General features: G+C 57.6%; 14 protein-coding genes. 6 read left to right on the top strand and 8 right to left on the bottom strand.

Annotation, left to right across the window (positions count from 1 at the left end; translation table 11 throughout):
- Nucleotides 1–2: 2 nt before the first annotated feature.
- The 3 genes from yidD to rpmH are packed head-to-tail and all read right to left on the bottom strand — an operon-like array spanning nucleotide 3 to nucleotide 796.
- Nucleotides 3–248: a membrane protein insertion efficiency factor YidD gene (yidD, locus tag E4O97_RS01305; RefSeq protein WP_019816912.1), complete on the bottom strand. Its 246-nt coding sequence runs from the start codon at nucleotides 246–248 to the stop codon at nucleotides 3–5.
- Nucleotides 241–645 (bottom strand): ribonuclease P protein component, encoded by a 405-nt coding sequence (gene rnpA, locus E4O97_RS01300; protein WP_003177079.1) that lies wholly within the window; start codon nucleotides 643–645, stop codon nucleotides 241–243. Before rnpA ends, yidD begins: the two co-directional genes overlap by 8 nt.
- Nucleotides 646–661: 16 nt before the next feature.
- Entirely contained in the window at nucleotides 662–796 is a 135-nt protein-coding gene (rpmH, locus tag E4O97_RS01295) for a 50S ribosomal protein L34 (protein ID WP_003213577.1), read from the bottom strand.
- Between the two features lie 575 nt (nucleotides 797–1,371).
- On the opposite strand from rpmH, the gene dnaA reads away from it, so the two are divergent.
- Genes dnaA through gyrB form a run of 4 tightly spaced genes read left to right on the top strand, consistent with a single transcriptional unit; the run spans nucleotide 1,372 to nucleotide 7,577 of the window.
- The gene (dnaA, locus tag E4O97_RS01290; RefSeq protein ID WP_032878608.1) at nucleotides 1,372–2,889 is read left to right on the top strand and encodes a chromosomal replication initiator protein DnaA; all 1,518 of its coding nucleotides are present in this window, start codon (nucleotides 1,372–1,374) and stop codon (nucleotides 2,887–2,889) included.
- Between the two features lie 38 nt (nucleotides 2,890–2,927).
- Complete coding sequence (gene dnaN, locus E4O97_RS01285; RefSeq protein WP_005783345.1) at nucleotides 2,928–4,031, top strand: DNA polymerase III subunit beta; 1,104 nt, start codon at nucleotides 2,928–2,930, stop codon at nucleotides 4,029–4,031.
- Between the two features lie 20 nt (nucleotides 4,032–4,051).
- Nucleotides 4,052–5,155 carry a DNA replication/repair protein RecF gene (gene recF, locus E4O97_RS01280; RefSeq protein ID WP_032878606.1) on the top strand — a complete coding sequence of 368 codons (1,104 nt, stop codon included), beginning with the start codon at nucleotides 4,052–4,054 and terminating at the stop codon, nucleotides 5,153–5,155.
- Between the two features lie 4 nt (nucleotides 5,156–5,159).
- Nucleotides 5,160–7,577: a DNA topoisomerase (ATP-hydrolyzing) subunit B gene (gene gyrB / locus E4O97_RS01275; protein WP_005783347.1), complete on the top strand. Its 2,418-nt coding sequence runs from the start codon at nucleotides 5,160–5,162 to the stop codon at nucleotides 7,575–7,577.
- A gap of 103 nt (nucleotides 7,578–7,680) precedes the next feature.
- Here the strand turns inward: gyrB and E4O97_RS01270 are convergent, their stop codons facing one another.
- A complete protein-coding gene (locus E4O97_RS01270; protein WP_005783372.1) occupies nucleotides 7,681–8,403 on the bottom strand; it encodes a response regulator transcription factor in 723 nt (240 codons plus the stop codon).
- A 372-nt stretch (nucleotides 8,404–8,775) separates the two neighbouring features.
- On the opposite strand from E4O97_RS01270, the gene E4O97_RS01265 reads away from it, so the two are divergent.
- Nucleotides 8,776–11,055 (top strand): CHASE2 domain-containing protein, encoded by a 2,280-nt coding sequence (locus tag E4O97_RS01265; protein WP_248160808.1) that lies wholly within the window; start codon nucleotides 8,776–8,778, stop codon nucleotides 11,053–11,055.
- Between the two features lie 181 nt (nucleotides 11,056–11,236).
- On the opposite strand, the gene E4O97_RS01260 is transcribed toward E4O97_RS01265, so the two are convergent.
- From E4O97_RS01260 to glyQ, 4 genes are all read right to left on the bottom strand, one after another.
- Nucleotides 11,237–12,007, bottom strand: a complete 771-nt coding sequence (locus tag E4O97_RS01260) for a lysophospholipid acyltransferase family protein (protein ID WP_005783374.1) — start codon at nucleotides 12,005–12,007, stop codon at nucleotides 11,237–11,239.
- A gap of 82 nt (nucleotides 12,008–12,089) precedes the next feature.
- On the bottom strand, nucleotides 12,090–12,629 hold the full coding sequence (gmhB, locus tag E4O97_RS01255) for a D-glycero-beta-D-manno-heptose 1,7-bisphosphate 7-phosphatase (protein ID WP_248160807.1): 540 nt from the start codon (nucleotides 12,627–12,629) through the stop codon (nucleotides 12,090–12,092).
- Complete coding sequence (gene glyS / locus E4O97_RS01250) at nucleotides 12,629–14,683, bottom strand: glycine--tRNA ligase subunit beta (RefSeq protein ID WP_248160769.1); 2,055 nt, start codon at nucleotides 14,681–14,683, stop codon at nucleotides 12,629–12,631. The genes gmhB and glyS overlap by 1 nt, the downstream gene beginning before the upstream one ends.
- Entirely contained in the window at nucleotides 14,680–15,633 is a 954-nt protein-coding gene (glyQ, locus tag E4O97_RS01245) for a glycine--tRNA ligase subunit alpha (RefSeq protein WP_003213601.1), read from the bottom strand. Before glyQ ends, glyS begins: the two co-directional genes overlap by 4 nt.
- Nucleotides 15,634–15,714: 81 nt before the next feature.
- Between glyQ and tag the strand changes: the two genes are divergently transcribed.
- Nucleotides 15,715–16,272 carry a DNA-3-methyladenine glycosylase I gene (tag, locus tag E4O97_RS01240; protein WP_005783377.1) on the top strand — a complete coding sequence of 186 codons (558 nt, stop codon included), beginning with the start codon at nucleotides 15,715–15,717 and terminating at the stop codon, nucleotides 16,270–16,272.
- The last annotated feature ends 8 nt before the right edge of the window (nucleotides 16,273–16,280 follow it).

Here is a 16,280-nt window from a genome sequence, read left to right as displayed (position 1 = left end):
GATTACTCGGCCATCGAAGAAGAACGGGAGGTAGGGATAGGTGGAACCGGGTCATAACCACCGGGATTCCACGGATGACAGCGACCTAAACGACGAAAGGTCAGCCAGCCACCGCGCAGAAGACCATGATTTTCTATGGCCTCTAACGCGTAGCAGGAACAACTGGGGTAGAAACGACAGTGGCTGGCCATCAGAGGACTAATGGCATAGCGATAAAACTGGATCGGAACGATTGCCAGTTTACGCATCAAGGCTGTCTACCCCTACAGTTTCGGTGCTGACTGCTGGTGCTGGCTTGTGGGTACGAGCCAAACGTTTCCAGAGCTTGCCGAAATGCTGAATCAATTCGGGGTTTTCTACATCACCCAAGCCTTTGCGCGCGACGATAACAATATCCCAACCAACCAGAGTGTCCTGGTGGAGGCGAAACGATTCGCGCATCAGACGCTTGAGGCGATTGCGCTCAACGGAGAGCTTGACGCTCTTCTTGCCAATCACCAGCCCGAGACGGGGGTGATCAAGATCGTTGTTACGCGCAAGGAGCAGGAGATTTTTCCCCGGAACCTTGCCGGTGGGGGAGTCAAAGACTGCCTTGAAATGCCGGGGGGTAAGCAGACGCTTTTCCCGACTGAAGTCCTGACTCACCACCAGTACCGGATTATCAAACTGCCAGACGCGCACGACCTTTGGCGCGGCGACGCGACAGGACAGCACGGCCGTTCTTGGTAGCCATGCGAGCACGGAAGCCGTGAGTACGGGCGCGTTTGATGGTGCTTGGTTGGAAAGTACGTTTCATGGCGTTGTTACCTGGTTCGTCCACAACGGGCCGGAATGGCCCCCGTTTTAAGAGACCGGCGATTCTAGAGAAAGCAAGCCTCTAGGTCAATTTCCAACCAGCTTTTCCTTCAATTAGATCTTTGCCGCCTTCCGAGCCGTTCTGCTTTCATCCGCCATGCCATAGATATAAAAATAAAGAAGGAAGTTATTTAAAGCTTTTCTGTAAAGCTTATAAAAGCTAGCCAGGCGATCATCTGTGGATAACTGCCTTTAGCCCTTATTCTGCGTGCTGTACAGAGAATGACAACACGGGGGAGAAGCAGTGCTCTGCCTGTGCTGCGCTATCGGATAAGCTGTGCGTGGAATGGGTTGTTATCCACAGGCCGGTTACCCACAGACTTTTGCCCCCACTTGTGCAACGAGCTCAGGGTGGCTTATCCACAGAGCTTATGCACAGACCATTGGTCGCCTTTTCTGCGGTTAACACATTGATTTTGGGTGCCCTGTGAGCAACCTACATGTGGATAAGTGGGCGGCTGGTCGCTACAATGGCGGCTGTTTTTGCCTCACCGGCTTTCAACTTAGGGGATATCCGTGTCAGTGGAACTTTGGCAGCAGTGCGTGGAGCTTTTGCGCGATGAGCTGCCTGCCCAGCAATTCAACACCTGGATCCGTCCGCTACAGGTCGAAGCCGAAGGCGACGAGTTGCGTGTCTACGCACCCAATCGTTTTGTTCTCGACTGGGTCAATGAGAAGTACCTGAGCCGCGTTCTCGAATTGCTCGATGAACATGGCAATGGCCTCGCGCCCGTGCTCTCCTTATTAATAGGCAGCAAACGTAGCTCAGCACCCCGTGCTGCGCCGAACGCGCCTTTGGCTGCAGCGGCATCGCAAGCCCAGGCGGCAGCGGCACCGGTTGCTGCTTCTACTGCACCTGCTGCAACGTCGTCCAAATCCTCTGCGCAAAAAAATGCGCCAGAGCATGAAGAACCGTCTCGCGACAGCTTCGATCCGATGGCAGGCGCCAGCTCCCAGCAGGCTCCCGTTCGTGCCGAACAGCGCACTGTGCAGGTTGAGGGTGGGCTCAAGCACACCAGTTATCTGAACCGCACCTTCACCTTCGAGAACTTCGTCGAGGGCAAGTCCAACCAGCTGGCCCGTGCAGCTGCCTGGCAAGTCGCCGATAACCCCAAGCACGGTTACAACCCGCTCTTCCTTTATGGTGGCGTTGGCTTGGGTAAGACGCACTTGATGCACGCCGTAGGTAACCACCTATTAAAGAAGAACCCGAACGCCAAGGTCGTGTACCTGCATTCGGAGCGCTTCGTGGCTGACATGGTCAAGGCCCTGCAGCTCAATGCGATCAACGAGTTCAAGCGTTTCTACCGCTCCGTTGATGCTTTGCTGATCGATGACATTCAGTTCTTCGCTCGCAAGGAACGTTCCCAGGAAGAGTTTTTCCACACCTTCAACGCCCTGCTCGAAGGTGGCCAGCAGGTCATCTTGACCAGTGACCGTTACCCGAAAGAAATTGAAGGCTTGGAAGAGCGCCTGAAGTCGCGTTTCGGCTGGGGCCTGACCGTTGCGGTGGAACCGCCGGAGCTGGAAACCCGGGTTGCGATCCTGATGAAGAAGGCCGATCAGGCAAAGGTTGATCTGCCTCACGACGCTGCCTTCTTTATTGCCCAACGCATTCGCTCCAACGTGCGTGAGCTGGAGGGCGCGCTCAAGCGGGTCATCGCTCACTCGCACTTCATGGGCCGTGATATCACCATCGAGTTGATTCGCGAATCCCTGAAAGACTTGTTGGCCCTGCAGGACAAGTTGGTGAGTGTGGATAACATCCAGCGCACCGTGGCCGAGTACTACAAGATCAAGATTTCCGACCTGCTGTCCAAGCGCCGTTCGCGCTCGGTTGCACGCCCGCGTCAGGTGGCTATGGCTCTCTCCAAGGAGCTGACCAACCACAGCCTGCCGGAAATCGGCGATGTGTTTGGCGGTCGCGACCACACCACGGTCTTGCACGCCTGCCGCAAAATCAACGAACTTAAGGAATCCGACGCGGATATTCGCGAGGACTACAAGAACCTGCTGCGTACACTGACTACGTGATGACACCAGCGCAGCTTATTAAGGCAAGGGACTAGACCATGCATTTCACCATTCAACGCGAAGCCCTGTTGAAACCCCTGCAACTGGTCGCAGGCGTCGTCGAGCGCCGACAGACCTTGCCGGTGCTCTCCAACGTATTACTGGTGGTCGAAGGCCAGCAGTTGTCCTTGACCGGTACCGACCTGGAAGTCGAGCTGGTTGGTCGTGTGCAGCTTGAAGAGCCCGCCGAACCCGGCGAAATCACTGTGCCGGCGCGCAAGCTGATGGACATCTGCAAAAGCCTGCCCAACGATGCGCTGATTGACATCAAGGTCGATGAGCAAAAATTGGTGGTCAAGGCTGGCCGTAGCCGGTTCACTCTGTCGACCTTGCCGGCCAATGACTTCCCAACCGTGGAAGAAGGGCCAGGCTCGCTGACGTGCAGCCTGGAGCAAAGCAAGCTGCGTCGCTTGATCGAGCGCACCAGCTTCGCCATGGCCCAGCAGGACGTGCGCTACTACCTTAACGGCATGTTGCTGGAAGTATCCGAAGGCATCATTCGTGCGGTTGCCACTGACGGTCACCGTCTGGCGATGTGCTCGATGCGTGCCGATATCGGCCAGCCTGATCGTCACCAAGTGATCGTTCCGCGCAAAGGTATCCTTGAGTTGGCGCGTTTGCTCACCGAGCCGGACGGCAATGTCAGCATCGTGTTGGGTCAGCACCATATCCGCGCGACCACTGGTGAGTTCACCTTCACCTCCAAATTGGTTGACGGCAAGTTCCCGGATTACGAGCGTGTGTTGCCTAAAGGTGGCGACAAGCTGGTGATTGGCGATCGCCAGGCCTTGCGTGAAGCGTTCAGCCGTACTGCGATTCTGTCGAACGAAAAGTACCGTGGTATTCGCCTGCAATTGGCCAACGGCCAATTGAAAATCCAGGCCAACAACCCGGAACAGGAAGAGGCAGAAGAAGAAGTGGGCGTCGACTACAACGGCGGCTCTCTGGAAATCGGCTTTAACGTGAGCTACCTGTTGGACGTGCTGGGCGTCATGACTACCGAACAGGTTCGCCTGATCCTGTCGGACTCCAACAGCAGCGCCCTGGTGCAAGAATCCGATAACGACGACTCGGCTTACGTTGTCATGCCGATGCGCCTGTAATCATGCTCAGCAGAAGCTAGATGTCCCTTAGTCGCGTCTCTGTCACCGCGGTGCGTAATCTGCACCCGGTGACCTTCTCCCCTTCCCCCCGCATCAATATCCTCCATGGCGCCAACGGCAGTGGCAAAACCAGTGTGCTGGAAGCTATCCACTTGTTGGGGCTGGCCCGTTCCTTCCGCAGTGCCCGCCTGTTGCCGGTGATTCAGTACGAACAGTTGGCGTGTACAGTGTTTGGCCAAGTCGAGTTGGCGGAAGGTGGTCAGAGTGCACTGGGGATATCCCGCGATCGCGGCGGGGAGTTTCAGATTCGTATCGACGGGCAAAATGCGCGCAGTGCCGCACAACTGGCAGAAATTCTGCCGTTGCAGTTGATCAACCCCGACAGCTTCCGTCTGTTGGAAGGTGCACCGAAAATCCGCCGCCAATTTCTGGACTGGGGTGTGTTCCACGTGGAACCCCGCTTCATGGCCACTTGGCAGCGCCTGCAGAAGGCCCTGCGGCAGCGGAACTCATGGCTGCGGCATGGTACACTTGACGCCGCTTCGCAAGCAGCCTGGGACCGAGAGCTATGCCTGGCCAGCGACGAAATAGATGAGTACCGTCGTGCCTATATCAAAGCCTTGAAACCAGTCTTTGAGCAGACCTTGAGCGAGTTGTTGGACCTCGAGGGGCTGACGCTGAGTTACTACCGAGGTTGGGATAAAGACCGTGAGCTCAGTGCTGTGCTTGCGACGTCCCTGCAGCGGGATCAGCAAATCGGACACACCCAGGCCGGCCCCCAACGCGCTGATTTGCGCCTTAGATTAGGTGCACATAATGCTGCGGATATTTTGTCCCGCGGCCAGCAGAAGTTGGTGGTGTGTGCGCTGCGTATTGCGCAAGGGCACTTGGTTAGCCAGGCAAGGCGCGGTCAGTGTATTTATCTGGTGGATGACTTGCCGTCGGAGCTCGACGAGCAGCACCGCCGTTCGCTATGCCGCTTGTTGGAAGACTTACGCTGCCAGGTATTCATTACCTGTGTAGACCACGAATTATTGAGGGAAGGCTGGCAGACGGAAACGCCAGTCGCTTTGTTCCACGTGGAACAAGGCCGTATCACCCAGACCCACGACCATCGGGAGTGAAGGCATGAGCGAAGAAAACACGTACGACTCGACCAGCATTAAAGTGCTGAAAGGTTTGGATGCCGTACGCAAACGTCCCGGTATGTACATTGGCGACACCGATGATGGTAGCGGTCTGCACCACATGGTGTTCGAGGTGGTCGATAACTCCATCGACGAAGCTCTGGCCGGTCACTGCGACGACATCAGCATTATCATCCACCCGGATGAGTCCATTACCGTGCGTGACAACGGTCGTGGCATCCCGGTAGACGTGCACAAAGAAGAAGGCGTTTCGGCGGCAGAGGTCATCATGACCGTGCTCCACGCCGGCGGTAAATTCGACGACAACTCCTATAAAGTATCCGGCGGTTTGCACGGTGTAGGTGTGTCGGTAGTGAACGCTCTGTCCGAAGAGTTGATTCTCACCGTTCGCCGTAGCGGCAAGATCTGGGAACAGACTTACGTCCACGGTGTGCCACAGGAACCGATGAAAATCGTTGGTGACAGTGAAACCACCGGTACCCAGATCCACTTCAAGCCATCGGCTGAGACCTTCAAGAACATCCACTTCAGCTGGGACATCCTGGCCAAGCGGATTCGTGAACTGTCCTTCCTCAACTCCGGTGTTGGCATCGTCCTCAAGGATGAGCGCAGCGGCAAGGAAGAGTTGTTCAAGTACGAAGGCGGCCTGCGTGCGTTTGTTGAATACCTGAACACCAACAAGACTGCGGTCAACCAGGTGTTCCACTTCAATATCCAGCGTGAAGACGGCATCGGCGTGGAAATCGCCCTGCAGTGGAACGACAGCTTCAACGAGAACCTGTTGTGCTTCACCAACAATATTCCCCAGCGCGATGGCGGTACTCACCTGGTGGGTTTCCGTTCTGCGTTGACGCGTAACCTGAACACCTACATTGAAGCGGAAGGTTTGGCGAAGAAGCATAAAGTCGCCACCACCGGTGACGATGCCCGTGAAGGCCTGACGGCTATTATCTCGGTCAAGGTTCCGGATCCGAAGTTCAGCTCCCAGACCAAAGACAAGCTGGTGTCTTCCGAAGTGAAGACCGCGGTTGAACAGGAAATGGGCAAATACTTCTCCGACTTCCTGTTGGAAAACCCCAATGAGGCCAAGCTGGTTGTCGGCAAGATGATCGATGCTGCCCGCGCCCGTGAAGCCGCGCGTAAAGCCCGTGAGATGACCCGTCGTAAAGGCGCGCTGGATATCGCCGGCTTGCCTGGCAAACTGGCTGACTGCCAGGAGAAGGACCCTGCCCTCTCCGAACTGTACCTGGTGGAAGGTGACTCTGCTGGCGGTTCCGCCAAGCAGGGTCGTAACCGTCGCACCCAGGCCATCCTGCCGTTGAAGGGCAAGATCCTCAACGTTGAGAAGGCGCGCTTCGACAAGATGATTTCCTCTCAGGAAGTCGGCACCTTGATCACTGCACTCGGCTGCGGTATTGGCCGTGATGAGTACAACATCGACAAGCTGCGTTACCACAACATCATCATCATGACCGATGCTGACGTCGACGGTTCGCACATTCGTACCCTGCTGCTGACGTTCTTCTTCCGTCAGCTGCCAGAGCTGATCGAGCGTGGCTACATCTACATTGCCCAACCGCCGTTGTACAAGGTGAAAAAAGGCAAGCAAGAGCAATACATCAAAGACGACGACGCCATGGAAGAATACATGACGCAGTCGGCCCTGGAAGATGCCAGCCTGCACCTGAACGACGAAGCCCCGGGCATCTCCGGTGAGGCGCTGGAGCGTCTGGTCAACGACTTCCGTATGGTCATGAAGACGCTCAAGCGTTTGTCGCGCCTGTATCCTCAGGAGCTGACCGAGCACTTCATCTACCTGCCGGCCGTGAGCCTGGAGCAGTTGGGCGATCACGCCGCCATGCAGGATTGGCTGGCCCAGTACGAAGTGCGTCTGCGTACCGTTGAGAAGTCTGGCCTGGTGTACAAAGCCAGCCTGCGCGAAGACCGTGAACGTAACGTGTGGCTGCCGGAGGTCGAACTGATCTCCCACGGTTTGTCCAACTACGTCACCTTCAACCGCGACTTCTTCGGCAGCAACGATTACAAAACGGTCGTTACCCTCGGCGCGCAACTGAGCACCCTGCTGGACGATGGTGCTTACATTCAGCGTGGCGAGCGCAAGAAAGCGGTCAAAGAGTTCAAGGAAGCCCTGGACTGGCTGATGGCTGAAAGCACCAAGCGCCATACCATCCAGCGATACAAAGGTCTTGGCGAGATGAACCCGGATCAGCTGTGGGAAACCACCATGGACCCGGCTCAGCGTCGTATGTTGCGTGTGACCATCGAAGACGCCATTGGCGCAGACCAGATCTTCAACACCCTGATGGGTGATGCGGTCGAGCCTCGTCGTGACTTCATCGAGAGCAACGCCTTGGCGGTGTCTAACCTGGATTTCTGATTAGGTAAACCTGCTTGAACAAAAAGGCCAACGCTTAGCGTTGGCCTTTTTTATTGGGTGATGGTTAAGCGTTTTAAAATGCTCCACGTGGAACATCAAGATTTTAACTTTGCGCCGTTGTCGCCACACTCTCCAAACGATACCCATATCCATAGATCGTCAACAGCTGCCAGCCGCGATCCGCCGTCAGTCCGAGCTTGTTACGCAGACGGTAGATATGGGTATCCAAAGGCCGTGACGAGACCATTTCCTCATGGCTCCAAAACCGCTCATACAGGTACTCGCGAGACAGCGGCCGGGCCAGGTTGGCAAACAGGCAACTGGCCAGGCGGTATTCCCGTTCTGTCAGGTTAATGGGTTTGCCTGCGCGGGTGACGGTCAGTTCCGCATCGTCGAAGGTTAGATCATTAAAGCTCTGTACTTCCTGGGTAGCCGACTTCTGTAAGCCGTGACGTCGCAGGACGGCGCTGACGCGTGCTTTGAGCTCGTTGGGGCGAAAGGGTTTACTGACGTAATCATCTGCGCCGCTGTTCAATGCGGTGACGATATCGCTTTCGGCATCGCGACTGGTGAGCATGATTACCGCGGGGGGCGATTCCATGTGTTCGCGGGTCCAGCGCAATAAGGCAATGCCCGAGATATCCGGCAGTTGCCAGTCCAGGATCAGCAGGTCAAAGGTTTCCCGCCGCAGTTGGCGCAGCAGGTCTTCGCCGCGCTCAAAGAAATGCAGCGACCATGGCTGTTCCGCAGTGCTGGGAATCTGTCGCAGTGTCTGTTCCACCCGTCGCAACTCGGCGGGCTCGTCATCCAGTATTGCGACTCGCATTGGGGTCCTTCCTACAAAAAATACGACTGCTTTAATGAGTGGCGACTGTGCAAAGCCAGCCTCTGAATCTGAACAATTATGGGCGGATTCTACGATCCTTGTATCTCTCGATACGCTGATAAGATCCCGTGATGCTCAAAGCAAAGATACCGGCTCCTGTCTGTGAGGAAAAGGACTCGCTCATACCCCTGCCCTGCAACAAGGTGAGGTATGGTTTGTTGCACGGTTCTGGGTAAAGTCCTCAACTGAGACCGAAATAAGCTTCACTGGTTTCAGAACACTGTTGAACGTCACCACATGGAAAGGGAGCGGGCCTATGACACCTTTATCCGATGACCATCAATGCCTTCGCATACTTTCGGCGGTAGCCCTGTGAAACTATGGCGCAAAGCCGAGAAACGCCAACCCTCCCAGGCACAGCTGTTATTCCACGGGTTGGTCCGTGAATGGTTGTTGATCGGGCTGGTGTTACTGCCCTTTACCGTTTACCTGTCCTTGAGCCCGGGCCTGGCACTGAATAACCCTCTCTACGACAGCCTGCGCCGCCTGACACCTTTACCGGTGGATCCACGGATTCTGCTGGTCACCATTGATGCGCCCAGCCTGGAAGTACTCGGCCCATGGCCGTGGCCGCGCAGTGTGCATGCAGATCTGATTGAACGCCTTAGCGCCGCCCAGCCGGCAGGCATTCTGTTTGACGTAGTCTTCAGCGAACCTAGCAAGGGGGCCGATGGACGACGGTTGGCTGATGCGGTCTGCAATGCTGGCAATGTACTGCTGCCCATCGTCGGTGATAGCAGTGTAAGGCCCAGCCTGCCAGGAGAGCCGCTGTCACCGTTGCTCAAGTGCGCCAAGGGCGTGGGGCATATCAACGTCGAAGCGGATAGCGACGGCATCGTACGCAGCGTGTATCTGCGTGAAGGCCCACCGGGAAGCACGCTCCCTCAATTGGCATGGCTGGCGTTCGCGCTGAGTGAGCAAGCACCGGTAATGCCGGGCCTTGCCCAGGAGCCCAGCAGCCAGCAGTGGCATCAAGAGCATGAAATCCGCGTGCCTTTCACCTCGGAAGATGACCACTTTCCCAGCGTGTCCTACCTCAGCGTATTACGCGGCGAGGTAGCTCCCGAGACACTGCGCGGCCGGCTGATTCTGATAGGTGCCACGGCGTATGGAATGGCCGATCGTTTTGTGACACCGCTCTCCTCCACCGTCGGCACGACCGCAGGAGTGGAGATCCAGGCCGATATCCTCAATGGTCTGTTGCAGGGACGCAGCATTGTCGACCTGCCCGGATGGCTTGCCGCCCTGTTGGCGACATCCCTGGTGACCTTGCTGCTGGGCCTTCTGCTGTATCGCCCTCGCTACGCCCTGTGGATGACCCTGGGTGGCATGACCGCGGCGCTGGTGGGCTCATGGGCATTGCTGCGCCTTGGGCATTGGTGGTCTCCCGCCGCGTGTTTGATCGGGCTGTTACTCAGCTATCTCATCTGGAACTGGCGGCGCCTGAGCGTCATCCTGGCCTACTTTGGTTGGGAACTGGCGCGGCTGGATAACGAGCCCAAGGTGCTGCCGGAGCGTCGTCGTGCGCCCGCCAGCAAGGGTGATGTGTTGCAGGGGCGGATCTTTGCCCTTGAGCAGGCAGTCAGTCGTACGCGTGATACGCGGCGCTTTATGGCTGACGGGTTGGAGTGCCTGCCGGTGGCTACGCTGATAACCGACCCACAGGGCAATATTCTGTTGGCCAACCGTGTAGCCCGTGATGTGTTCGGTAACGACCTGGTCAATTCAAACCTCATCGAACAACTCGCCGATCTGGGTTATCCCCCGCTGCATAACGGCGTACGCCCTGCCCTGTCAGCACTGGAATTGGTTGAGTTCCGCGATATCCACCAGCGCAGTCTGCGGATGGAGCTTGCGCCCTTGCTTCCGGCCGAAGGTGACTTCGCCCTCGGCTGGTTGTTGAGCCTGACGGACCTGAGCAAGGAGCGAGAAGCCCAGCAGCATCGCGAGACCATGCTGCGTTTCCTCTCCCACGACCTACGCGCACCCCATTCGGCGATCCTCGCCCTGCTGGATGTGCATAACGGCGAATCGCCAGTCTTTGCCCAGGTCGAACAACAGGTCCGACGGGCCTTGAGCCTTACCGAATCCTTTGTGCAATTGGCCAAGGCCGAGGCTGACGGTTACCAGTTCCAGCCTACCTTGTTCGCCATGCTGGTGATGGACGCCTTTGATCAAGTGGCGGTGATTGCGCAACTCAAGGGCATCCACCTGGTCCACGACCTGGATGAGGCGGATGAAGCCATGATCCATGCCGATCAATCACTGCTCACCCGTGCGTTGTTCAACGTGCTGGAGAATGCGATCAAATACTCCCCTTCCGGCACTACCGTCAGGTTAAGACACGGCAGTGCACAGGGGTGGTTGGAATGCCGCATCAGCGATCAGGGGCCGGGGATTGCCCCCGAGGATTTACCGGAACTGTTCAGCCAATACCGGCGTTTCGATTCGGCCCAGGGCAGTGACGGTCTTGGACTGGGGCTGACGATGGTTAAGGCCGTGGTGGAACGGCACGGTGGACGCATCGTTTGTGAAAGTGAGCTGGGCAAGGGCTCGACATTCATCCTGTTATTGCCGCAGTTGGAAGACTAAAAAACCGACTTTTCTGCTGTGCATAAAAAACCGGTCACAAGGACCGGTTTTTTTATGAAGAAAAAACTTATGCACGTTTTTCGAGATTTTATGATCTTCAGAAATATGCAGCTAAATCAGAAGGTTATGAATCAAAAAAGCCAATTCGCCAACAAAGCGTGCACAGGTTATCCACAGATCCTCAAATCGCCGGGGTCTCGACTACCAAGGGCTCAGGAGGCAGGGAACCCATGGCTCGCTGCTGTGCTTCATTCCATGCAGCGGCGCGGTCGTTCAGTGCAGCAATCGCACGCGGCCCCTCGCCTTCTGCGTACATCGGCTCGCCTATAACCACGGTGATGGTGCCAGCGCGTTTGGCCCAGCCGGTCTTCGGCCAGAACTTGCCGGCATTGTGGGCAATGGGTAGCACCGGCAGGTTGGCGTTGACCGCCAATGCCGTACCGCCCCGTGAGAACTTGCCTACGGTGCCGTAGGGCACACGCGTACCTTCGGGGAAGATCAGTACCCAGACGCCGTCCTTGAGCAACTCGTCGCCCTTCTTGGCCACGTGCTTGAGCGCCGCCTTGGGGTTGTCACGGTCAATGGCGATCGGGCGCAACATGGCCATGGCCCAGCCAAAGAACGGCACGTACAACAGTTCACGCTTAAGCACCTGGCTCAGGGGCGAGAAGTACGCGGAAAGAAAGAAGGTTTCCCAAGTGCTTTGGTGGTTCGACAAAATCACGCAGGGTTGGTCCGGGACGTTTTCTGCGCCCTTGACCTCAAAACGGATGTTCAGGAACACCTTGCTCAGCCACAACGCGCAACGGCACCAATAAACGTTGATGAAGCGATAACGCGCCTTGAACGGCAGGAAGGGGGCAATAAAAAAGCTCAGGGTGCACCAGAGAAACGAACTGGTGCCCAGCAGCAGGTAAAAGAAAAAGGTTCTGATGGCCTGCAAGATCGACATGGCGGCATTTACCGTTGCGGGACACGGCCCGCCTGTTAAAAGCGCACTCCCGAACAATCCTTGGTCAGGAAGTCGAGGGCGGCTAGTTGTTAATAAGTTCTGCGGCAACCGCCGCCAGATCGTCAAAAATCAAAGTGCCTACCGGCAGGTTTTTCGCCTGGGTCTTTTCGCCTTTTCCGGTCTTTACCAAAACTGGCTGAGAGTCGACGGCTTTGGCCGCCTCCAGGTCACTGAGGCTGTCCCCGACGAACCATATCCCAGCCAAGGGCACCTTGTAATGTTCTGCAATAGTTTTCAACATGCCAGGCTTGGGCTTGCGGCAATCGCAGCCCTCATCCGGCCCGTGAGGGCAGTAAACCACCAGCCCCACCTCACCTCCCTGTTCGGCCACCAACGTGCGCAAGCGCGCGTGCATGGCGTCCAGGGTGGCGATGTCGTAGTAACCGCGGGCGATGCCGGACTGGTTGGTGGCGATGGCCACCGTCCAGCCGGCTTTGCTCAACTGCGCGATGGCCTCGATCGAGCCGGGCAAGGGGATCCACTCCTGTACCGACTTGATGTAAGCGTCGGAGTCGTAGTTGATCACCCCGTCCCGATCGAGAATCAGCAGTTTCAACATGATCAGCCCAGTACGGAAATGTCAGCGATATTGATGAACAGGCCACGCAGACGCGCGAGCATGGCGTAACGGTTTTTCCGCACGCCGGCATCGTCGGCATTGATCATCACCGCTTCGAAGAACGCATCTACCGGCTCACGCAGAGACGCCAGGCGCGCCAACGCTTCAGCGTAGTTACGCTCGGCGATCAGCGGTTTCACGGCGTTCTCGGCCTTGGCGATGGCCGAGTTCAGCGAGAACTCCTTGGCATCGGCAAACAGGCTTGGGTCAACGTCGGCATTGCCGAGGTTGTCGGCCTTGCTCAGCAGGTTCGACACACGCTTGTTCACGGCAGCCAGGGCATCGGCTTCCGGCAGCTTGCGGAACGCTTGTACGGCTTGTACGCGCTGGTCGAAGTCCAGTGCCGAACCCGGTTGCAGGGCACGTACCGACAGGTAGACGGAAACGTCCACGCCTTCGTCTTCGTAACGCGCACGCAGGCGGTCGAACACGAACTCCAGCACTTGCTCGGCCAGGCCGGCTTGCTTGACCTTGGTCCCGAATTGGCCGACGGCGAACACCACGGCCTGGGTCAGGTCGAGATCCAGCTTCTTGTCGATCAGGATCCGCAGCACGCCCAATGCCGCACGGCGCAGGGCATACGGGTCTTTGCTACCGGTGGGCAACATACCGATACCGAAGATACCCACCAGCGTATCGAGCTTGTCGGCGATGGCCACGGCCGCACCCGTCAGCGTGGTCGGCAGTTCTGCACCGGCACCGCGTGGCATGTACTGCTCGTTCAGGGCCAGGGCGACGTCGTCCGGCTCGCCGTCGTTGAGGGCGTAGTAGTAACCGGCGACACCTTGCATCTCAGGGAACTCGCCAACCATCTCGGTGGCCAGGTCGCACTTGGACAGCAAGCCGGCACGGGCGGCCCAGGCTGCGTCGCCGCCGATGCGTGGCGCAATGTAGGCCGCCAGCTTGGAAACTCGCACGGCCTTGTCGTAGACACTGCCGAGTTTTTCCTGGAACACCACGTTTTGCAGGCGCAGGTTGAAGTCTTCGAGCTTCTGTTTCTTATCTTGCTTGAAGAAGAACTCGGCATCGGTCAGGCGCGGGCGAACGACTTTCTCGTTACCGGCGATGATCTGCTGCGGGTCCTTGCTTTCGATGTTGGCCACGGTGATAAAGCGCGGGAGCAACTTACCGTCTGCGTCCAGCAGGCAGAAATACTTCTGGTTGTCCTGCATGGTGGTGATCAACGCTTCTTGTGGCACGTCGAGGAAACGCTCTTCGAACGAGCACACCAGCGGCACCGGCCACTCCACCAGAGCGGTCACTTCGTCCAGCAGGCTTGGCGGCACGATGGCGGTGCCTTCCTGCAGGCGGGCCAATTCTTCGGTGCGCTTGCTGATCAGCTCGCGACGCTCATTGGCATCGGCCAATACGTAAGCGGCGCGCAGGTCGTTGAGGTAGTTGGCCGGCGACGTGATGCGTACGGCTTGCGGGTGGTGGAAGCGGTGGCCACGGGAATCACGACCGGCTTTCTGGGCGAGGAGGGTGCAGTCGATGACTTGATCACCGAGCAGCATCACCAGCCATTGGGTCGGACGTACGAACTCTTCCTTGCGCGCACCCCAGCGCATGCGCTTGGGGATAGGCAGGTCGTTCAGGGAGTCTTCAACGATGGTCGGCAGCAGGCTGGCGGTCGGCTTGCCGGTGATGACCTGGCTGAAACGCAGTTTCGGGCCGCTCTGGTCGATCTCGCTCAGCTCTACGCCACATTTCTTGGCAAAGCCAAGGGCGGCTTGTGTCGGGTTGCCTTCGGCATCGAAAGCTGCCTGGCGCGGTGGGCCGTCCAGGTTGATGTTGCGGTCCGGCTGCTGGGTTTCCAGCGCGGTCAGCAGCACAGCCAGGCGGCGCGGCGCGGCGTAGACTTTTTTGGCTTCAAACTTCAGGCCGGCAGTCTGCAGGCCTTTTTCGATACCGGCCAGGAATGCATCGGCCAGGGTATTGAGTGCCTTGGGTGGCAGCTCTTCGGTGCCCAGTTCAACCAGGAAATCTTGAGCACTCATTGTGCAGCCTCCAGCTTAGCCAACACTTCATCACGCAGGTCAGGGGTTGCCATCGGGAAGCCCAGCTTGGCGCGAGCCAGCAAATAGGCTTGGGCGACGGAACGCGCCAGCGTGCGCACACGCAGGATGTATTGCTGGCGCGCAGTTACCGAGATGGCACGGCGGGCGTCCAGCAGGTTGAAGGTATGGGACGCCTTCAACACCATTTCATAGCTTGGCAACGGCAGCGGCTGGTCGAGTTCGATCAGGCGCTTGGCTTCGCTTTCATAGAAGTCGAACAGTTCGAACAGCTTCTCGACGTTGGCGTGTTCGAAGTTGTAGGTGGACTGCTCCACTTCGTTCTGGTGGAACACATCGCCGTAAGTCACCTTGCCGAACGGGCCGTCAGCCCATACCAGGTCGTAGACCGAATCCACGCCTTGCAGGTACATGGCCAGACGCTCCAGGCCGTAGGTGATCTCGCCGGTCACCGGGTAGCATTCGATGCCGCCGGCTTGCTGGAAGTAAGTGAACTGCGTCACTTCCATGCCATTGAGCCAGACTTCCCAGCCCAGGCCCCAGGCGCCCAGAGTTGGCGATTCCCAGTTGTCTTCGACGAAACGGATGTCGTGCACCAGTGGGTCCAGGCCCACATGCTTGAGCGAGCCCAGGTACAGTTCCTGGAAGTTGTCCGGGTTGGGCTTCAATACCACCTGGAACTGGTAGTAGTGCTGCAGACGGTTCGGGTTTTCGCCGTAGCGGCCGTCAGTCGGGCGACGACTGGGCTGCACATAAGCGGCGTTCCAGGTTTCCGGGCCGATGGCCCGCAGGAATGTAGCGGTGTGGAAAGTGCCGGCGCCTACTTCCATATCGTAGGGCTGAAGTACCACACAACCTTGCTCGGCCCAGTATTGCTGGAGGGCGAGGATCAAGTCTTGGAAGGTACGCACGGCTGGCGTAGGCTGGCTCACGAAATTCACCTGTTACTTGGGCTGCGATTTAAAGAGCGGGAGTATACCCGATTCGGCCCCGCCACCACTCCCTGGAGCCTTATGCCACGCTGCTTTTGGTGTTCTGAAGATCCGCTGTACATGGCTTATCACGATCAAGAGTGGGGAACGCCGCTGCGCGATGCGCAGGGTTTGTTCGAGTTGCTTTTGCTCGAAGGGTTCCAGGCGGGTCTGTCCTGGATCACTGTTTTACGCAAACGCGAGCATTATCGAAAGGTCTTGTTCGGCTTTGATGCGCAGCGTCTGGCGCGGTTAAGCGATGAAGAAATCGAGGCGCTGATGCAGGATCCAGGCATCGTGCGCAATCGCTTGAAGCTCAACGCTACACGGCGCAACGCGGCGGCCTGGCTGGCGCTGGAAGACCCGGTGGGGTTGCTGTGGTCATTTGTCGGCGGCAAACCCAAGGTCAATCACTTCAAGGATCGCAGCGACGTCCCGGCCATTACACCCGAGGCTGAAGCCATGAGCCGCGCCTTGAAGAAAGCCGGTTTCACCTTCGTCGGGCCGACCATCTGCTACGCCTTCATGCAGGCCTCGGGCATGGTCATGGACCACACTCAGGACTGTGACCGTTACGCGGACTTGGTCAACGCCGGTTAGAATGCCGG

This window comes from Pseudomonas sp. W15Feb34, assembly GCF_023127765.1.
Taxonomy (GTDB): Bacteria; Pseudomonadota; Gammaproteobacteria; order Pseudomonadales; family Pseudomonadaceae; genus Aquipseudomonas; species Aquipseudomonas synxantha_A.
This window is presented reverse-complemented; position numbering and strand designations above follow the sequence as displayed.